Origin of the sequence: Desulfofundulus australicus DSM 11792 (genome assembly GCF_900129285.1) — a bacterium.
GTDB lineage: Bacteria > Bacillota > Desulfotomaculia > Desulfotomaculales > Desulfovirgulaceae > Desulfofundulus > Desulfofundulus australicus.
The window spans coordinates 1-16,508 of record NZ_FQUW01000049.1; the positions used below are offsets into that span (position 1 = coordinate 1).

Sequence of the window (16,508 nt, forward strand, 5' to 3'; positions counted from 1 at the left end):
CGCTCTGGTCATCGGCCGCCGGGCGATGGGTTGCCGGGAAAAAGTGACCAGAGAACTAAAGCAGCTTTTCGAGCGAATCAAGCAGAACCTGGCTCAAAAGGCCACTCCCGATAAACCGAGGGAAGGAAGAGGGATGACCCGTTGGGTCCGGGCCTGCTTGAAGCGGCTGGAGAAGAAAATGCAGGTTCACAACGCACTCCCTTTATGGGAACAGATTAAGTTTTACTCTCTCTGGCACGACTTCAAGCTTCTTGCCCGTGTCCCTGCGGTGACCCCGTTTAGCCGGTGTCGGACAAACCGGTAGGCGTCCTAACAGGACGTGGGAGGCGGGGTTAACCCTCCGCCGGGGGGAAACCCTTCCGGCGCAGGATTTATGCCACTCCCATCCGGGTGGGACTCCCGGGCCGAGGTCCCCTGTCGCCCTGCTCCCCCGGGGGCAAATCAAATTTCTGGAAGGAGGCGAAATCCTGGTCGGGGGCCGGCTTGCAAAACTTATATTTTGTTAAGTATTGTAAGCTTTTTAAAACCAGGTGCATAGCAACGATGTTTGCATGGTTGCCGGATTGGTTACCGTTTGGAGTCTTTGTAGCAACAGCTTTGGGTATGTTTATATTTTTACTATTGCTTGTGATGATTCAAGTTGAATTGGGAGAGTTTGATAATGTGTTGCTGACAGGTTTAGCTGGTAGTGTCACTTTAACGTTTCTTATTCTAAGTGTGCTTTTATATTTATGGATTCACTATGATATTTTATTAAGTTCTGCACTTGTTTGTCGCCTAACTTTTGCCGGAATGTTAGGTTTTCCTGTTTTGTGCGCAGTTTTACTGCTGTGTCGGCGATTAGTTAGATTAATGGTACGATAAGCCCGGACAACCGGGCTTAATTTTTTGATTGTAGCGAAGAAGGTTGCACGGGAGAGTGCGGTCTGCGAGTAATCTCTGCAGACGAGGCGTTCTTCAGGAAGGAGGGGAATACGATGGTCGGTTGCGGCAAGAACCGCCGGTTGAGCGCGGCGTCGGTCAACAAGCAGTACAGGCCGAAGAAGTGCCCCAGGTGCGGCACTGTTTTTGTGCCTTTGAGCGGGCGGGCGCTGTACTGTTTTAGCTGTCGGCGGTAAATTGGGGAGGTGGTTTTTCGTGGTCGAAGTAATCCAGGGCAGGCTTACCGCGGCAAACAAAGACCAGGCGCTGAGAGAAATGGAGTCCCGGCTCCGTAAATCGGGGTATGAGTTGGCGGGAAAATACTTCCTCCGTCCCTGCGTTATACAGCCATGGGGAGACGTGATCTGGTGGGAGTACACGGCGCGGGTCAGGTCGCTGGCCGGGGAGGGGTACCGCCCGGCTTGAATTTGAGCCCTGTATTACCAGAGACCGTTGCGCTGGAGAGAAAGTGGGGTGTATACCGTGGAAGATATTGCCGCCCGCAGCGACTGCATCACGGTGCGCTACCGCCGTCCTCGGGGCGGTAAGCGGAAGGATTTTTACCTTGTAATGAACTACCTCAACGGGACGGAAGTCAGGTTTGTGCTGGCGGCGGAGCTGGGGAAGGCGGGGTGGAGGGTACTGCACGCTGTCATCGACGACGAGAGCGACATGGCAGAAGAAGCGGCGCGGGACTTCGCGTCCCTGCACTGGCACATATTTCCTCAAAGGCGCGACAGGTACGTACTGCCGCCGGTGGTGGCGGTGTGGGACGTGGAGGGTTTGACCGTAGCAGCCTGTATCCCGCCGGAGTGGGGTGGAAGGTTCCTTCCCTGTGCGCGGCAGAGGCAGTGGTTCACGTTTGGTGACCGGCTTCCCGATCCCGGCCGTGCGCTCTGCTGGTGGCCGAGCCCGGCGGTGTGGGACAGGTGGAGGGAAGCCGGGCGGTACCTGGGCAGGAAGCGGTTTTCCGCTCCGGCAGTCATACCGTTTTTTACTTTTTCCCAGTGGGTCCGGAGGGCCGACGTAAAGCGCGCATTCGACGAGAAGAGGGAAGCCATGCGGCAGTTCGAGGGAGGCAGGTACGGCGAAGAATTTCGCGGGCTGCACGACGAGATCGTTGCTGAAGACATTGCCGAAGGGTACGCCCGGTACGTGCGGGGCGTGCGGACGGCGCTGGCATTTTTGCGTAAGCGCGGGATACCGGTCCGGGTAGTCCTGGGGGACACTGCGCGTGCGCAGGAGTTTTTCAGCGAGAACGGCTGTGACCCGGGGGATCCCGCGTCCTGGGGAAACGCGGCGGCTGTTTTCCCCGAGATGCCGGACTGTGTGGTGGAGGAGTACAACTACAGTGGCCCTCTCGGTGCGGCGGTGGGCGCGGGGAAGTTAAGGGCGGCGGTCAGCGGGTACAGCCACTGGCCGAACAGCCCGGCGGTGGACTTTATAGGGGCTTCTATATATTCGGGGAACCGGCACCTGATAGATATTGCGTGCTGGCTGAATCCTATAAAGGTCGACAGTCCCGCGGCGTTCGAGAAGTTGTACAGCACCTTCCGTGGTGAGCTCGCGCGCCGCGGGGTGAAAGATGTGGTTTTCTCTGATACTATTTTTCCGTTCCGGGTGTGGCCACACAACCGGGAGCTGGCGCTCCTCGCGCCCGGGGACTGGTTTGGAAAACCGAAAAGAAAGACAGGGTGGAACGACCCGTGTCCCTGCGGCAGTGGTCTTAAATACAAGAACTGCTGCGGGGCGTTATAGAGTACCGGGGAGGCCGGGTGAGTAGTGGTGGGCAAGAGCAAAATCGACTTGCGGGCTGCTGAGGAGGTCGTCCGGGACATACTTCAGAAAAACGTCCGGGCTACGAACGCCGAGATAGGTTTAGCACTGGGGGTCTGTGCTGAGACGGCGGGGAGGATCCTCCGCAAGCTCTCGGTATGCGGTCCTCCGGACGTACAGGAGCTCCTTGATAGGAGATATATGGAAATTCGCTCCCGGTGGTGGGCCCGCAGAGACGTTTCTCCGGCGGAAATTGTGCGCGGGGTAAAGAGTTTAGCGGAAAAGCTTGGGAGGACACCGAGGACGGCGGACGCGGGGCACCTGGCGTTCCAGGCAATAGAGGTATTCGGCACGTGGAACGCCGCCCTGGCGGAAGCGGGGCTGCCCCTGCGCAGGGTCACACTGCCGGGCGACCCTGGGGAACGGCGGGAAGTGCTGGTGTCGGCGCTGAAGGAGGCTGCGGGGGAGCTGGGCCGCGTACCCACAGCGAAACAGTACGACAGGATTGCCCGGGAGCGGTCGCTCCCGAAGTCGAATGCCGTAACCAGCTTTTTCGGGAGCTGGAGAGGCGCGCTGGAAGCAGCCGGGCTGGTACGGTCCAGTGCCTGCGAGGTCCAGGAGATGGTGGAGCGTGCGCTGTCTGACGGGAAATGGTGCGTCAGCGCGGGCGAGGTAAGGGAGCTTCCTCCTGACGTGAGGGCCGTGGTACGGAGCAGGGCGTCCGTAGTGAGATTGCGGAAGAAGCAGGTTGTGACCTGGCTGGACAGGGCGGCGAAAGCGGGGTTTCCGGAAGTGCCAGGGCTGGAGGAGGCCAGGTCGCTGGCGGAGCGGTTTGTTTCCGGCGAGACGTACGAGAGCATAGCGGAAAGCACGGGGCTGCCATGGTGGCGGGTCAAGCATTTGATCGGGAAGTACGCAGCGTGCGTGATGGAGGGTAGGAAGCCGCGCGGTCTGTGGGCCGGCATCGACAGGGATACAGCGGCGGGCTACGTCCTAAAGGCGGTGAGAGACCTGGGCAGGGTCCCCACCCGCAGGGAATACGATGCGTACTGCCGGGCGGCCGGAGGGCCGCCTTCCCACGTGTTGGTCAGGATTTTCGGGTCCTGGCGCGGGGTGCTGGGCGCGGCAGTCTTCCCGCGTGGGGACGTACTGAATGTTGCCGCTGCGGAATATGAGGGGGCTGGCGTACCGGAGGGGACGCAGGTTTGACTGTAAAATGCGGTGGTTTCAAAAAAAATCGTATACATGGAGGGCGATGTTTTTTGCACAAGAAAGCTGTGGAAAGGCTCGTTGCGGAGCGTGCGTGGGCGTACAGGGCGACATTGATGCCCCTGGTGGTGCTGTCGGTCATCGCGGCGCTGTGGACAGTGTTCTCGCTGTCGCATAATTACCCGCGGGACGTAATGTTGAGGGCGGGCGGCGTGCTGTATCTGTTCTGGATCATCGCCCTGTGGTCGCGCATTTCGGCGGTCAGGAGACTGAGGGAAGCGCTGAACCTGTACGTGCTGGCCGAGCAACTGGGTGAAATTCCGCTAACGGAAACCGGGCTCGTTGACTGGCACCGGGCGATAGAGGCGTTCCGGCAGAAAGTGCACCAGCTCCCCGAGAAGCTGTACCTGTCGGTGCAGCGGTTCCTGCACCGGTGCATGTTTGACTCGGTACGGGTGCTGTTTCTGCGGCCTGACTGGTGCGTTGTGCTGTAGGAAGATCAGGGAGAAGGAAGGGGGACGTACATGAGCAAACTGCAGGAGCTTGCGGCGGCCAGGGCTGCCAACGGTGATGACGACAATTTTTTTGCGGATGCTGAGGAACTGCTGGCGTTACCTAAGAGCGCCAGTACTGCGATAGTCTTGCGGAAAGGCCCGTACCGCGGAGAGCCGCATCTGGACCTGCGGGTGTTTGTCCTGAAGAGGGACGGATCGGTTGTGCATACAAAAAAGGGAGTGCTTTTAACTTACGACCAGGCCCGGCAGGTAGCTGAAAAAATACTGGAAGTTGTCGAGAGCAGCAGTTAACTGCTCTTTCTTTTTTCAGCGGTAAAGGTGTACAGGGCACGGGGTACATGCGTACCGGGCACTGCGTAGAGCGTACTACCTGGCGCTGGCGATAATTCCGGCGAGGGCGGGAGAGAGGGATTTTATATCGTCCCCGCGGTCGGTTTCACCTGACCGCGGGTAGTATTTCGTCCCGGGGGTCGGGATGACCAACCCCCGGTTTGTTTTTTCGAGGGGGTGTTTTTTGTGAGCGATGCGCTGACCGACATCCGCAGGGACGAAGAGCTGGCTTCCTTGGTAAGGGAAATACGGAAAAAGGAACGGGACTTCATGGCGGGACCTGCCGCTGAGAAGGCAAGGGAACTGTTCGGGCTGTGGAAGGAGTACTATCACATGCCGCGGGGTTACTGGGGCGCCCCAAACAGGACGAAGGCACTGGAGCGGCTGGCGTTTTACCACGACTGGACGCCCGAGAAAGGCCTGGGACCGCTGCCAGCCTACCACCGGCCCAACGATGTGCTGCTGGTGCAGTTCGGGGCAGGCTTTATTGCCAACATTAGTAATTTCGAGGAATTGCTGGCCGGGGAAATACGCCGTGTTTTTGGCGGGCGGACGGACCATACGAAATACCTGGTGAGAGTCACCGTGGAACCACTGGAGGAGGTCACCTGCAAAAACTGCCCGCTGTTCGATGTGTACTGCGGTGGCCTGTACTGCGGGTCGAAAGTTCCGGAAGAACTGAGGGAGCGTATAGAAGCCGCGGAAGGGGCGAGGAAACTCGTGGGTAATTGCAGTTAACCCGGTACAAACCGTTTTGTTTTAAGGGGAGGGCTGTTGCATGGGGGAATGGAAGCTCTATCGCGGCGACTGCCGCGAGTTTTTGAAAACGCTGCCCGAAAACTCCGTTGATGCCGTGGTTACCGATCCGCCCTACGAGCTGAACTTCATGGGCCGGGAGTGGGACCGCACAGGGATCGCGTTTGACCCGGCCTTTTGGACGGAAGTCCTGCGCGTGCTGAAACCCGGCGCCCACCTGCTGGCTGCGGGAATAGGCAGGATGCACCACCGCATGATGGTCGCGGTGGAAGACGCAGGTTTCGAGATACGCGACTGCATTTATCACATTTTCGGCTCCGGTTTCCCCAAGAACCTGGACCTATCTAAGGCCATAGACAGGCTCGAGGGAGCGGAAAGGCCGGTGATTGGAGTGGACCTCTATCACGCGCGGAGGATACCAAACTGCCGGCCGGCTCTGAATGTCTACAGCGGCCCCGACATGCGTGCTGGAGCCGACTTCAAGGTTACCGCTCCGGCCACGGAAGAAGCAGCGAGGTGGCAGGGGTGGGGTACGGCCTTGAAGCCGTCAGTGGAAATCTGGGTCCTGGCCCGCAAGCCGCTGGCGGAGAAAAGTGTTGTCGAAAACGTCCTCCAGTGGGGGACGGGTGCTATCAATATAGACCGGTGCAGGATTGTCTACCGGGATAACGACTCATGGCATCCCGGCGCCACTAAAAAAATCTCTGAAGTTGGTCCCTATGTTTATAACAGGGGCTGGTCGGGAGAGGGCACGATGGCGGCCTCTCCGCACGGCCGCTGGCCCGCGAACCTGGTGTTGAGCCATGCTGAAAATTGCGTTAAAAGCTGCGTCCCGGGCTGTCCCGTGCGGCTCCTGGACGGGCAGAGCGGCAAGCTGAAGAGCGGGTTCATGCGGGCAGGAACGGAGCGGTCGAACCTGGGCGGCTACAGCGGCGCCATGCCTGCCCTTACGATGCACGATACCTACGGCGATTCCGGCGGCGCTTCCCGCTTCTTCTACTGTGCGAAGGTTTCGCGGAACGAGCGCTGGGGCTGGTGCCGGAAATGCAGCAGGGTAGTCCTACCCGAAGAGCTGGATGTTCACCGGGAGGAAAGGCACGATGTCGTTGTTCATCCAACGCAGAAGCCGCTTGAGCTGATGCGCTGGTTCGTTCGGCTGGTGACTCCGCCCGGTGGGCTTGTGCTCGACCCTTTTGCGGGTTCTGGGGCGACCCTGGTGGCGGCGGTCCTGGAAGGATTTCGCTGTATCGGTGTGGAAGCCGACCCGGAATACGCAAGCATAGCCGAGGCTAGGGTAAAAGCCGCGTGCGGGGAAAAGGTATCCGCGGCGGTGCTGGTTGGGGATGGGATGGAACAGCTGACGTTCTTTTAGGTTTTGGCGGTTTGCGGGAGGGCCGGGGAAACCGGCTTTTTCTTTTTGGAGCTATTTTTTACTCGGGAGAGGTTCAAGGGAAGGAGATGGAGATAAGTGTTCGGCACGAAAATTTACCGGGTGGTCATGGAAGGGGAGATAAACCCGGGGCAGCTGAAACCGCACCCGAAAAACCAGGAGTACTATTCCGACCTGCCAGATGAGAAGTACCGGGAACTGAAGCGGAGCATCGAGGCCAACGGGATGCGGGACCCGCTCAAGATACTGCCGGACTATACGGTGGTGTCCGGTCACCAGCGGCTGAAGATAGCCCTGGAGCTTGGTCTGGAGGCCGTGCCCTTTGTGATGGTGGAAATAGTGTCTGATGATCCCGAGAGAGAAGCTGAGTATCTGCTTATTGCAGAAAACGATGAACGCCGGCAAAGTGATAATGACCCGATGAAGAAAGCCCGGCGGGCAAAATTTCTTAGGGAATATTGGGGTATTCGGGAAGGTAGACCAACTAAAAAACTAGGACAAAATGTCCTAGTTAATTCTGGAAAAACACTCGATGATATAGCTGAAGCAATTGGAGAGGAACGTAAGACAACTCAGCGTTTGCTTAAGCTTAACGACCTGATTCCTGAGTTTCAGGCTTTGGTTTCCTCCGGCAAACTGGGGACTACTGCAGCAGAACAGATAGCCTACCTGTCCCCGGAGGCACAGGCTGAAATTTACCGGCAAATTAAGGAACAAATCACGGATATGACCGTTGCGGAAGTGAAGGACCTCCGCAGGAAGGTTGAGGAAAAAGAGCGGTTGGAAAAAGAGTTAGAACAAGTCAGAGCCGCCGTCCAGACTATGGAGAGCCGGGCCATTGAAGCTGAAGATCAGCTGAATGATATGCGCCGGGAGCTTTCCAATATTCAGGACCGGCTGGAAGAAGCGATAAGAAATGCCCGGAAAGAAGAACGGGAGGCGGCAGAGGAAGAAATAGCCAAACTCCAGGAAAAAGTAAATCGGTTATCCGAGAGGGCTGAAAAACTCAAGCAGGATAAAGAAAAGGCTGAAGCCAGGGTCAAAGAAATTGAAGAGAAACTGGCCAGCGCTCACCAGGCTGTCGAGGAACAGTTCCGCAAAGACCTGGCTGACAAAGAAAAGCGGATAAAGGTTTTGGAGGAAGAAATTGCCGGGCTCAACCGGAAGATAGCCGAGCTGGAGTCCCGCCCGCCGGAAGTGATTGAGAAGGCACCTGAAGACTACGAGGAACTCAAACAGATGATCAGGACGTTGAAAAAAGAAAAGGAAAAAGCCGAGTCGGAACTGCTCGGCCTGACCAGGGAGCAGATCGAACAGAAAGACCGCTACTGGGTGCGGGACATCGTAACAAAGATAGCGCAGGACGTCGGCAAACACGTTACCAAACTGCGCTACGAGATGGAGCGGCGGTCTATAGATGCGGTCGCCTACAAGGACATCATGGACTGTGCCGACCTTTTGGTGAAAATAGCTGGCGAACTCCGTGAGACAGCCTCGTTAAGGGAAAGGACGAGAGGGAGTGATTACGTTGAGATCGTTGTTTGACGATTTACTGCCCGGGAAATCGTTCCTGTCGCTGGGTTCCGACGGCACGCTGACGCTCCTGGCCCCGGAAAAGCTGATTGCTGCAGAAACTCAGAAGAGGATAGCACACGAACTGGACGTAGCCATCGAGGTATACCTGATCAAGCACTGCAACGCTATTTTCTATGCCGACTTGATGTCCGACGTTCCGGAAGGTCTGGCCAGCAAGAACAGGTTGATTGCCTGGCTGAATGACTATGTAAGGGACGGTAAAGTCAGGCCGGGAGTGGTAACTCTCTACCGGCTGGAGAACCGCGACCATTTCGACGGCGGCGTATGGATAGCCCGCAATTTTTGTCTGTTCATGGAGTGCGTGGTTAAGAAGCTGACCGACCCGGGGTACGTCGGCAAGAGCAACGCCCTGCTGTTCAAGAAATCTTTTTCCAACCCGGACTGGTTCCACAAGGCCGCTGCCGTCTGCGGCCTCAAGCTTTTGGAAGACAACTACCGGCACGGAGCCATAAAAAGCACTGTGGCGAAGTCCCATCTGGATTTATTGTTTTATGTCCGCCATGTAGCCAAAAGTCTCAGTGCCGCCATCGGGCGCAGCACGAAGAACCACGACGTGGAAGAGATGAAATCTGAACTGAACGACACCCTGGAGCAGTTTTTGAGGCACACGTACCGCAGCTTCCTGGAAATTAACCACGCCCATGAGGAATACGCCCTGCTCGAAAAGTGGCTGCCGAAGATCGAAAGCACCATGGGCCTGGTGGTCGAGCGGGTGGCATTGGACTTTTCTGAACGGCTGCCGGTTGCCCTGCAGGTGGATCTGGAATGCTGAACAGCCGTGCCAACCGGGGCCGGGCGCTGGAAGAGTTGATAGAACGGATTACCGGTAACGTTCCGGGGTGTGTCCTTTTCAGTCAGGCCAACAGGTGGGTTCCCCTGAAAGGGGGTAGAGGAGGTGCTTTCCCCGCCAGGGGTGCCCCGGTGGATTTTGTCGGCGCAGTCCGCGGTGTTCCGGTAGTTTTGGAATGCAAGGAAGTGGGGAAAGGGAAGAGGTTCCCGCTGACGGCGAGCAGGCTTCCGGAGCGAGAAATACAGGCTATGGAGAGGTTTGAAGAAGCAGGCGGCAGGGCATTTTTGCTGGTTGCCTTCTGGGGGGAGGATGTGCTGGCGGTCTACCCCTTCAGTTTTGTCCGGGAGAAGCTGGCTTCCGGGATGAAGTCCCTGCGCGTGGAAGAGGGAGTATTGTTTTCCCTGGGTGTGAGAAAGGGTGTACCGCCGGTGAGTGCCGCCGGTTTGATGGAGATGTTTGTTGCTTGTGATTATAGCAGTAACCGGCACGTGCTAGTCGGACATTAAGAGGAGTGTTTGAGATGCTGCGGGATTATCTATTTTGTTCGAAACCCGGCATAATCGTGCGTGCGCAGGACATAACCTCCACGGTCAAAGAAATCATGGAAGTTGCACACGAGGTTGGTAACCGGCCTTTTTGTGTCTGGGATGCTAATGAAGGGTTGCGGCAGGTTATCAACCCGGACGACCTTTTCATCACCAAAGGAAACAGAGATAACACCACCGCGCCGGTGCAGGCGCTGCAAAAGGCGTCTACGACCAAAGATGCTATCGCTGTGTTCCTGGATTTCCACCATTACCTGACGTCCCCGCCGGTGTTGAGCGCAATGCGCACCGCGTTTGTCATGGCTGAAAAACACGGCGCGTCTCTGGTCTTTGTATCTCGCTACATCAGCGTACCCGGCGAATTGGAGCGGGAAGTGGTCGTGGTCGACTGTCCCGTATCCGGCAGGGAACAGCTCAGAAAGGCGCTCGACCGTTTGCTGGAAAAAAACAGGGCCAGGATTGCGGCCAAAATCGACGACAGGCAGAAAGAACTGGCCGTCGAATCCGCGCTGGGCCTGACTGTGGACGAAGCCAAGGACGCTTTTGCGGTAAGCATCGTCCGTACCATTCGGATGGAAGGCAAACCGCGGCTCTGTCCGAGAATCATAAGCGAACAGAAGCGCCAGGCTGTAGCCCGGTCGGGCATACTGGAATTTGTCGAGCCGGGCCGTTCACTGAGCGACGTGGGCGGGCTGGATGAAATCAAAAACTGGTTTGTCAAGCGGTTCAAGACGTTTTTACCGGAAGCGGCGGAATACGGGATATCGCCGGCGAAAGGATGTTTGCTGCTGGGCGTGCCCGGGTGCGGCAAGTCGCTGCTGGCGCGCGCTGTGGCAGGTGAATGGCAGAAACCGCTGCTCAGGCTGGACTTCGGGCGCGTCTACGGGTCGCTGGTGGGCGAGACCGAGGCCAACCTTCGCCGGGCCATACAGGCGGCGGAAGCCGTGGCCCCGGCGGTGCTGTGGGTGGACGAGGCCGAAAAGGGTCTGTCCGGCACGGCGTCGTCCGGGCGCACTGATTCCGGCGTCACGTCCAGGGTATTCGGCAGTTTTCTGACGTGGCTGCAGGAGAAGACGTCGCCGGTGCTGGTGATAGCCACGGCCAACGACATAACGTCCCTGCCGCCGGAACTGCTGCGCCGGGGCCGTTTCGACAGCATATTTTTCGTTGACCTGCCGGACGAGCGGGCCAGGGAAGAAATTTTTAAAATCCATCTTGCGAAGAGAAGAAGGGACCCGGGCAAATTTGATCTGCCGGCACTGGTCGCGGCTTCTGAAGGTTATTCCGGCGCGGAAATCGAGTCTGCCGTGGAAGATGCCATGCTGGAAGCCTTCAGCGAGGGAAGGGAAGTAACCACCGGTGATCTGATAGTGGCATTGAAGAACGTAATTCCACTGTCGGTAAATAGAAGAGACGACATCGAGCGGCTGCGGCGGTGGGCTGAAGAAAGCGGCTTCAAGAAAACGTCCGGGACGAAAGCCGGGTACGGCGAGAGGTTGTTAAGAATACTGGGAGGCGGTTCGATTGATCTGAGCGACTAAGGAAGGCATCGTTTGTTTGGAAATTGCTACGAAAGGACTGGTGCCGCATGAGTCACTACGCCAGCATTAACATCGTTCCCGCCCGCGTGGACGTCCTTTTCGATGTCCTGCGGGATATGGGGTGCAGATTCGAGAGAAGGGAGAACGGCATACGCATCAGGTTCGCCTGGGGGCCGGACTGGTTTTATGATAGCAACGGTGAGCTGTACTACTACGCCGACGGTCCTGCCAGAAGCGTTTTCCGGGAGTACGCATACCGGATTGCGCTGGATGAAATGAAAAACAAGGGATACTCGCTGGTGTCGCAGCAGGAGAGAAACGGCCGGCGCATCTGGACGTTTGCCGATCTCAACGGAACCGGTACTGTAACAATGACCGTTCTGCCGTCCGGTAAGGTTAAGGTGGAGGTTTCCGGCATACCGGGTGAAGGGTGCCTCTCAGTCACGAAAGACCTGGAGTCGGCTCTTGGAGTGGTGCAGGAACGGGAATTGACCGCGGACTATCACCGGCCGGCTGACCCGGTGAAGGTATTCTACGGTAGCTCGTGGTGTGGATGAGGGGGTTATTGGTTGTGGAGGGGGCTTTCCTTGCGATTGCTAGTGTTATTATACTCGCAATTGGATTCGTTGTAAAAGGAGTAGCTGATGGCCACTACGGAATTGTCCTGTTTCCACTGTGGACGATCGGCGGTATTGTAGTGTACTGGATTTTTGACCGGTATTTCAGCGGTTCGTCCGCGCTTGCGAAAAACATTGCGGCGTTTGTTTTTTCCGTGGTGTTTGTTTTTCCGCTTTTCGCCGCGGCGCTGCCGCAGCCGGTGTCGGTGCCGCTGGCAGGAGTGTTCGTGTCGGGGGCTTCGTTACTTATCGCCTGGCTTATTGCCTTTTGTGACGAATCTCCGTTCGTATTGAAAAATTGTTGTTACGGATTGCTCTCCGTGCCGGTATTTCTAATGTTTTGTCACCTGTGCGGCTGGCTGCCGGAAACGCTGGTCAGGGAGTTTACGGTATTTGGAAAGTATTTCGAGGCGTTCAAAGTAACGTACTCGGGTTTTTCCAGCAGTGATTTCTTTTTCGGGTTGATACTGTGCCCGTGGGTGTTTACCGTTCTGGCCTTGCTGTTGCGAGAAAGGAGAGGTCGCGTTGAGCGGGCAAATACTCAATAACCTTGTATCTGCCGGTCTTTTGACGGCTGCTGTTGTTGCGGCAGCAGCTCTGAACAAGCGTGTAGGTGAAAATCAGAAACTGCTTGTTCAGTCTATCCCGGCGGCATTTTCTCTTCTTGCCTTCAGTGAAATATTTTCGTGTAGTAGCGTGTTTATTCTGCTGATTGCTGCTACGTTGCCCTACGGGCTGGTATTGGCGTTCGAAATCGGCGTTAAGGGCGAACGCCGGATCACTGAGACGAAGGCGATGTTTTTCCTGCAGGGGATTCTGGTTTTAATCGGTCTCGGTGTTTTTTTCTTCGGGAACGACCGAATAGTTATTTTTCCCGGATCGCTGTGGGGAGCAACCGTGCTGATAAAATCTTTCGGTCCGGTTAATTTCTGGTCCGGCCTGGTGATCGGCGCTTTACTGAGCGTGGACGGCGTGTTGCTGGCGCATGTAATCAAAATGCGTGAGGTTGAGGAACAGGAGCATCTGCAGAAGCACCTTGACGAAATCAGGCGGAGGCGGGAAGAGGAATTATTCAGGGCGTTGCCGACCGGAAATGCGATATCTTTTGTAGATGCGGAGTCACAATTAAACAGAAATGCTGAACGTGTGGCAGCAGTCCGGGTCGAGCAGCCAGCGGATGGGCGGCCCGCGGAAGTGCTGTCTGGGAGCAAGGCTGCGGAAAAACGGAATGGCCCTCCGTATGAAGAACGAAAGCTCTGGATACCGGGGTGATAATTTTCGTGATTGCAGCAGTAATTGGTACGCGCGAACCGAATAGCCGAATGGCCCGTCTCTGCGAGGCCGTTTGCCGGAAACTCCGGGACGCTGGTTACTATCTTGCGACCGGCAACGCTCTGGGGATAGACAACATTGCCCGCGATACATGGAACGAACGGTTTCCGGAGCGGGTAATTCTGTACCTCCCCTGGGCGGGTTACAATGCCGGCGGAATTCACCCCCGAAACAGGGTAATTGTTTTTAGCGGCCAAAGGGACTGGCTGGAAAGCGTCAGGAAGTACCACCCGGCACCGGACAGGCTCAGTTCCGCGGCGGTAAAGCTCCACGCCCGCAATTTTGGGATTGTCAAAAGTGCGGATCTGGTTATCGCCTTCCCGCGCAGTATATCAAAGCCCGGGGGGACAGGTCAGGGGATGAGGATAGCGGAGGCGCTCGGCAAACGGCTGTACGTGCTACCGAAAGATCTTGGCTTTGACTATTGGCAAAGTGTAGAAGAAACTGGTTGAGCACGCGCGTGCTCTTTTTTTGTCCGGTTTTGCCGGGGACTCGCTGGAGGTGATTTTGTGGAAGTTCTGTACGGAGAATCCGAGAAAGGTTTCCCGCGCTGGCTTGTAGAGCGGGGAATACTGCCGAACCAGAAAATAGAAATACCGGGGCATCTGGACGGTTTAGTTTCAGCAGGGGTCGTAATAGAAAGAGGCGGCGTCAGAACGTACACTCTCACGCGGGAGTCTTTGGAAAAAGTATGGTCGGTTTACGGTCCGCCTCGCAAGAAAAAAGAAGGCGGCGGTGCCTGGTTCGACAGATTCACCCGCAGCAGTAAAAGGAATGCTGTCGAGGAATACCCGGATGACGACAACCCGGCAGTAGAAGAGCTGGCGGTGGATGGTCATAGACCCCACGCCTAAAGGCGGGGGCTTGGCCGGGAGGTAACTCCCGGGCAGGTCTCCACTTTAGGTGGAAAGCTGCTCTCCGGAGCAGCGCTATGACCCGCCTCAGTGTGGGAGCCTGCGGATCGGGCGGTTGAACCACGCTGCGTTAAGGGGGCCAGCACACCCTGGGATGCTTCTCCAGTTCCAGGCCCTGTGGTGCGGCATTAAACAGCGAGCGGGGGTGTCAGCGAGCAGTGTGCCGCACGCAAAAAACCTCCTTAACATTGGCCAGGAGAGACGCCCGGGCGGGTCCGGCCCGGGCGCGTCACAAGCCCCGTAAGGGGTCTCCGAAAGGGGAAGGTTTTCATGGTATTTGTACTGGATAAACGCAAGAAGCCGTTAATGCCCTGCACGGAGAAGCGAGCCAGGTTGTTGCTGGAGCGCGGCAGGGCGGTAGTCCACAGGATGTCCCCGTTTACCATCCGGCTCAAAGACCGGACAGCGGAAGAAAGCAGGTTCCAGCCGCTGCGGCTGAAACTTGATCCGGGGAGCAGGACAACCGGATTCGCCGTTCTCCGGGAAGATACTCCTAACAGATCTGAGGTTATCTTGCTGGGGAAATCCACCACAAGCCGGGTGTCAAAGATCGGCTGGACGCCCGGAGGAGCCAGCGTCGCAGCCGGCGGAACCGGAAAACGCGTTACCGGGAACCTCGTTTCAACAACCGGCACCCGGAGAAGTGCGCAGCCTGCGGTAAAAATGCGCGGCACGGCAGCCGGTACTGCCGTCCGTGTGAGAAGGCAAAGAACTTTGTTGGCAACGGTCACCGGGAAAAACGGCTGGTACCATCGTTAGAGGTCCGGGTAAACCAAACATTAAGCATGGTCGATAAGTTGACCAGATGGTTGCCCATAACGGCTATTTCCACTGAGCACGCCAAATTCGACACGCAGTTGATGCAGAACCCGGACATATCTGGCGTGGAATACCAGCAGGGAGAACTTTTTGGTTATGAGGTTAAGGAGTACCTGCTGGAGAAGTGGGGGCGGAAATGCGCCTACTGCGGCAAAGAAGGCGTGCCTCTGGAAGTGGAACACGTCGTACCCCGGAATCCGAAACGCGGGCCGAAGGGCACCGACCGCATCAGCAATTTGACGCTGGCCTGCGAGGAATGTAATAAGGCAAAAGGTAACCTTCAACCGAAAGAATGGCTGGAGAAACTAAAGCAATCCAGGCGGAAACTTGATCAGGTTCGGGCGGAAAATCTACCCAAAATATTGAGGAAGCTCAAGGAGCCGCTGCGGGACGCAGCACTGATGAACACGACCCGGTGGGTGCTGTACGACCGGCTCAAGAAAACTGGCCTGCCGGTGGAATGCGGCACCGGGGCGCGCACCAAATACAACCGTCTTAGGATGGGTCTGCCCAAGACCCACTATTTTGACGCCTGCTGCGTGGGCGAGAGCACGCCCGAGAACCTTGCGATCGAACAGGAGTACGTCCAGGTCTGGACGGCCCTCGGGCGGGGTAGCCGGAAGATGTGCAATACCGACAAGTACGGTTTCCCAGTGAGTCACCGGGCCAGACAGAAAATGTATTTCGGCTTTATGACCGGCGACCTGGTGGTGGCTGAAGTGCCCGAAGGTAAGTACGCCGGTCGTTGGGTAGGCCGGGTGGCCGTGCGTACCAGCGGGTACTTCGACATCAAGGGTGGCACCGGGCACCGTGTCTGTCAGGGCATATCGCACAGGTATATGAGACTCCTGCAGCGTGCTGACGGGTGGCAATATGAGAAGATCCGGATAGAGAAGGGAGGTAGCGGCGCTTCCTCCCCGGGCGTAAACGCCGGGGCTTCCGGCGCCGTGTAAATTTGATGAGGAAGATGGGTACGAAGAGGCCGTCTAGCTGTTCCGGTTATGGTTCCTGCTGGCGGTGCGAGTTCTTCCCCTGGGAGAGCGGCTGCGGCCCGAGGAAAGCGGCGAAACACATGCACCTGCCGGAGTCGTCCGGGAAGAAAAAGGCTTCCAGGGAGAATCCTGCCGGGTCGATCTTTTTTGTGCAAGATCTAATGTAGATTTTCAAATTGATTCGGGAAAAATCTTCAAATTAAATTGGGGCAACCAACTGGTGGAACAAAGGAAATTCTCATTTTAAACCGGTAATCATAAAAATAATTTTTAAATTCCGCTGGCATTTCCATCGAAAACCCAAAAAAGAAAAACCGGCTACCCGAAAGAGGCAGCCGGTGGTAATACCGCTCAAAACCGGTTAAACGGATATTTTTTCTTAAGGGCCAGAATTTCCGCCCGTGCTTCCAGCAACTTTTCTCTGAACACGGCAGCAAACCAGGCCGGCCGGTTTCTGGTCGGCGG

General features: G+C 56.8%; 19 protein-coding genes and 2 pseudogenes. All 21 read left to right on the forward strand.

The genetic code is table 11. The features are described from left to right. Positions 1 to 304: pseudogene (locus BUB44_RS13845) on the forward strand (IS200/IS605 family accessory protein TnpB-related protein); the annotation flags it as partial. A gap of 239 nt (positions 305 to 543) precedes the next feature. Next, complete coding sequence (locus BUB44_RS15235) at positions 544 to 864, forward strand: hypothetical protein (RefSeq protein ID WP_131821639.1); 321 nt, start codon at positions 544 to 546, stop codon at positions 862 to 864. Between the two features lie 113 nt (positions 865 to 977). Then, the gene (locus BUB44_RS15500; protein WP_165611055.1) at positions 978 to 1,118 is read left to right on the forward strand and encodes a hypothetical protein; all 141 of its coding nucleotides are present in this window, start codon (positions 978 to 980) and stop codon (positions 1,116 to 1,118) included. Positions 1,119 to 1,137: 19 nt separating this feature from the next. Beyond that, entirely contained in the window at positions 1,138 to 1,347 is a 210-nt protein-coding gene (locus BUB44_RS13850; protein ID WP_073167373.1) for a hypothetical protein, read from the forward strand. Between the two features lie 48 nt (positions 1,348 to 1,395). Then, positions 1,396 to 2,679 (forward strand): YecA family protein, encoded by a 1,284-nt coding sequence (locus BUB44_RS15905; protein WP_242655993.1) that lies wholly within the window; start codon positions 1,396 to 1,398, stop codon positions 2,677 to 2,679. 24 nt (positions 2,680 to 2,703) lie between these two features. After that, a complete protein-coding gene (locus BUB44_RS13860; protein WP_073167375.1) occupies positions 2,704 to 3,906 on the forward strand; it encodes a homing endonuclease associated repeat-containing protein in 1,203 nt (400 codons plus the stop codon). Then, complete coding sequence (locus BUB44_RS13865) at positions 3,903 to 4,400, forward strand: hypothetical protein (RefSeq protein WP_131821640.1); 498 nt, start codon at positions 3,903 to 3,905, stop codon at positions 4,398 to 4,400. The genes BUB44_RS13860 and BUB44_RS13865 overlap by 4 nt, the downstream gene beginning before the upstream one ends. Before the next feature lie 30 nt (positions 4,401 to 4,430). Further along, complete coding sequence (locus tag BUB44_RS13870) at positions 4,431 to 4,712, forward strand: PC4/YdbC family ssDNA-binding protein (protein WP_073167377.1); 282 nt, start codon at positions 4,431 to 4,433, stop codon at positions 4,710 to 4,712. A 225-nt stretch (positions 4,713 to 4,937) separates the two neighbouring features. Further along, on the forward strand, positions 4,938 to 5,489 hold the full coding sequence (locus tag BUB44_RS13875) for a hypothetical protein (protein WP_073167380.1): 552 nt from the start codon (positions 4,938 to 4,940) through the stop codon (positions 5,487 to 5,489). Positions 5,490 to 5,529: 40 nt separating this feature from the next. Continuing rightward, complete coding sequence (locus BUB44_RS13880) at positions 5,530 to 6,879, forward strand: DNA-methyltransferase (protein WP_073167383.1); 1,350 nt, start codon at positions 5,530 to 5,532, stop codon at positions 6,877 to 6,879. A gap of 96 nt (positions 6,880 to 6,975) precedes the next feature. Further along, complete coding sequence (locus tag BUB44_RS13885; protein WP_073167386.1) at positions 6,976 to 8,442, forward strand: ParB N-terminal domain-containing protein; 1,467 nt, start codon at positions 6,976 to 6,978, stop codon at positions 8,440 to 8,442. Beyond that, positions 8,426 to 9,265 (forward strand): hypothetical protein, encoded by an 840-nt coding sequence (locus BUB44_RS13890; RefSeq protein ID WP_131821641.1) that lies wholly within the window; start codon positions 8,426 to 8,428, stop codon positions 9,263 to 9,265. The genes BUB44_RS13885 and BUB44_RS13890 overlap by 17 nt, the downstream gene beginning before the upstream one ends. Further along, positions 9,259 to 9,789: a Holliday junction resolvase RecU gene (locus BUB44_RS13895; RefSeq protein WP_073167390.1), complete on the forward strand. Its 531-nt coding sequence runs from the start codon at positions 9,259 to 9,261 to the stop codon at positions 9,787 to 9,789. Before BUB44_RS13890 ends, BUB44_RS13895 begins: the two co-directional genes overlap by 7 nt. Before the next feature lie 14 nt (positions 9,790 to 9,803). Beyond that, positions 9,804 to 11,369 (forward strand): AAA family ATPase, encoded by a 1,566-nt coding sequence (locus BUB44_RS13900; protein WP_073167392.1) that lies wholly within the window; start codon positions 9,804 to 9,806, stop codon positions 11,367 to 11,369. A gap of 47 nt (positions 11,370 to 11,416) precedes the next feature. Then, on the forward strand, positions 11,417 to 11,926 hold the full coding sequence (locus tag BUB44_RS15620; protein ID WP_207545677.1) for a DUF2997 domain-containing protein: 510 nt from the start codon (positions 11,417 to 11,419) through the stop codon (positions 11,924 to 11,926). Between the two features lie 14 nt (positions 11,927 to 11,940). Further along, complete coding sequence (locus tag BUB44_RS13910; protein WP_073167395.1) at positions 11,941 to 12,534, forward strand: hypothetical protein; 594 nt, start codon at positions 11,941 to 11,943, stop codon at positions 12,532 to 12,534. Next, entirely contained in the window at positions 12,512 to 13,258 is a 747-nt protein-coding gene (locus BUB44_RS13915) for a hypothetical protein (RefSeq protein ID WP_073167398.1), read from the forward strand. Before BUB44_RS13910 ends, BUB44_RS13915 begins: the two co-directional genes overlap by 23 nt. Before the next feature lie 8 nt (positions 13,259 to 13,266). Continuing rightward, positions 13,267 to 13,770 carry a DNA-processing protein DprA gene (locus BUB44_RS13920; protein WP_073167402.1) on the forward strand — a complete coding sequence of 168 codons (504 nt, stop codon included), beginning with the start codon at positions 13,267 to 13,269 and terminating at the stop codon, positions 13,768 to 13,770. A 57-nt stretch (positions 13,771 to 13,827) separates the two neighbouring features. Further along, the gene (locus tag BUB44_RS13925; RefSeq protein ID WP_073167405.1) at positions 13,828 to 14,172 is read left to right on the forward strand and encodes a hypothetical protein; all 345 of its coding nucleotides are present in this window, start codon (positions 13,828 to 13,830) and stop codon (positions 14,170 to 14,172) included. Positions 14,173 to 14,502: 330 nt separating this feature from the next. After that, positions 14,503 to 14,733, forward strand: a pseudogene (locus tag BUB44_RS16025) (RRXRR domain-containing protein); the annotation flags it as partial. A gap of 53 nt (positions 14,734 to 14,786) precedes the next feature. Further along, positions 14,787 to 16,004, forward strand: coding sequence for an RNA-guided endonuclease IscB (iscB, locus tag BUB44_RS15630; protein WP_278247949.1), 1,218 nt, complete (start codon positions 14,787 to 14,789; stop codon positions 16,002 to 16,004). Positions 16,005 to 16,508: the final 504 nt, after the last annotated feature.

What these genes read in the sequence shown, in the direction of transcription:
- BUB44_RS15235 (WP_131821639.1), top strand. Translation starts at nt 544, where the DNA reads ATGTTTGCATGGTTGCCGGATTGGTTACCGTTTGGAGTCTTTGTAGCA.
- BUB44_RS13900 (WP_073167392.1), top strand. Translation starts at nt 9,804, where the DNA reads ATGCTGCGGGATTATCTATTTTGTTCGAAACCCGGCATAATCGTGCGT.
- BUB44_RS13895 (WP_073167390.1), top strand. Translation starts at nt 9,259, where the DNA reads ATGCTGAACAGCCGTGCCAACCGGGGCCGGGCGCTGGAAGAGTTGATA.
- BUB44_RS15620 (WP_207545677.1), top strand. Translation starts at nt 11,417, where the DNA reads ATGAGTCACTACGCCAGCATTAACATCGTTCCCGCCCGCGTGGACGTC.
- BUB44_RS13880 (WP_073167383.1), top strand. Translation starts at nt 5,530, where the DNA reads ATGGGGGAATGGAAGCTCTATCGCGGCGACTGCCGCGAGTTTTTGAAA.
- BUB44_RS15500 (WP_165611055.1), top strand. Translation starts at nt 978, where the DNA reads ATGGTCGGTTGCGGCAAGAACCGCCGGTTGAGCGCGGCGTCGGTCAAC.
- BUB44_RS13870 (WP_073167377.1), top strand. Translation starts at nt 4,431, where the DNA reads ATGAGCAAACTGCAGGAGCTTGCGGCGGCCAGGGCTGCCAACGGTGAT.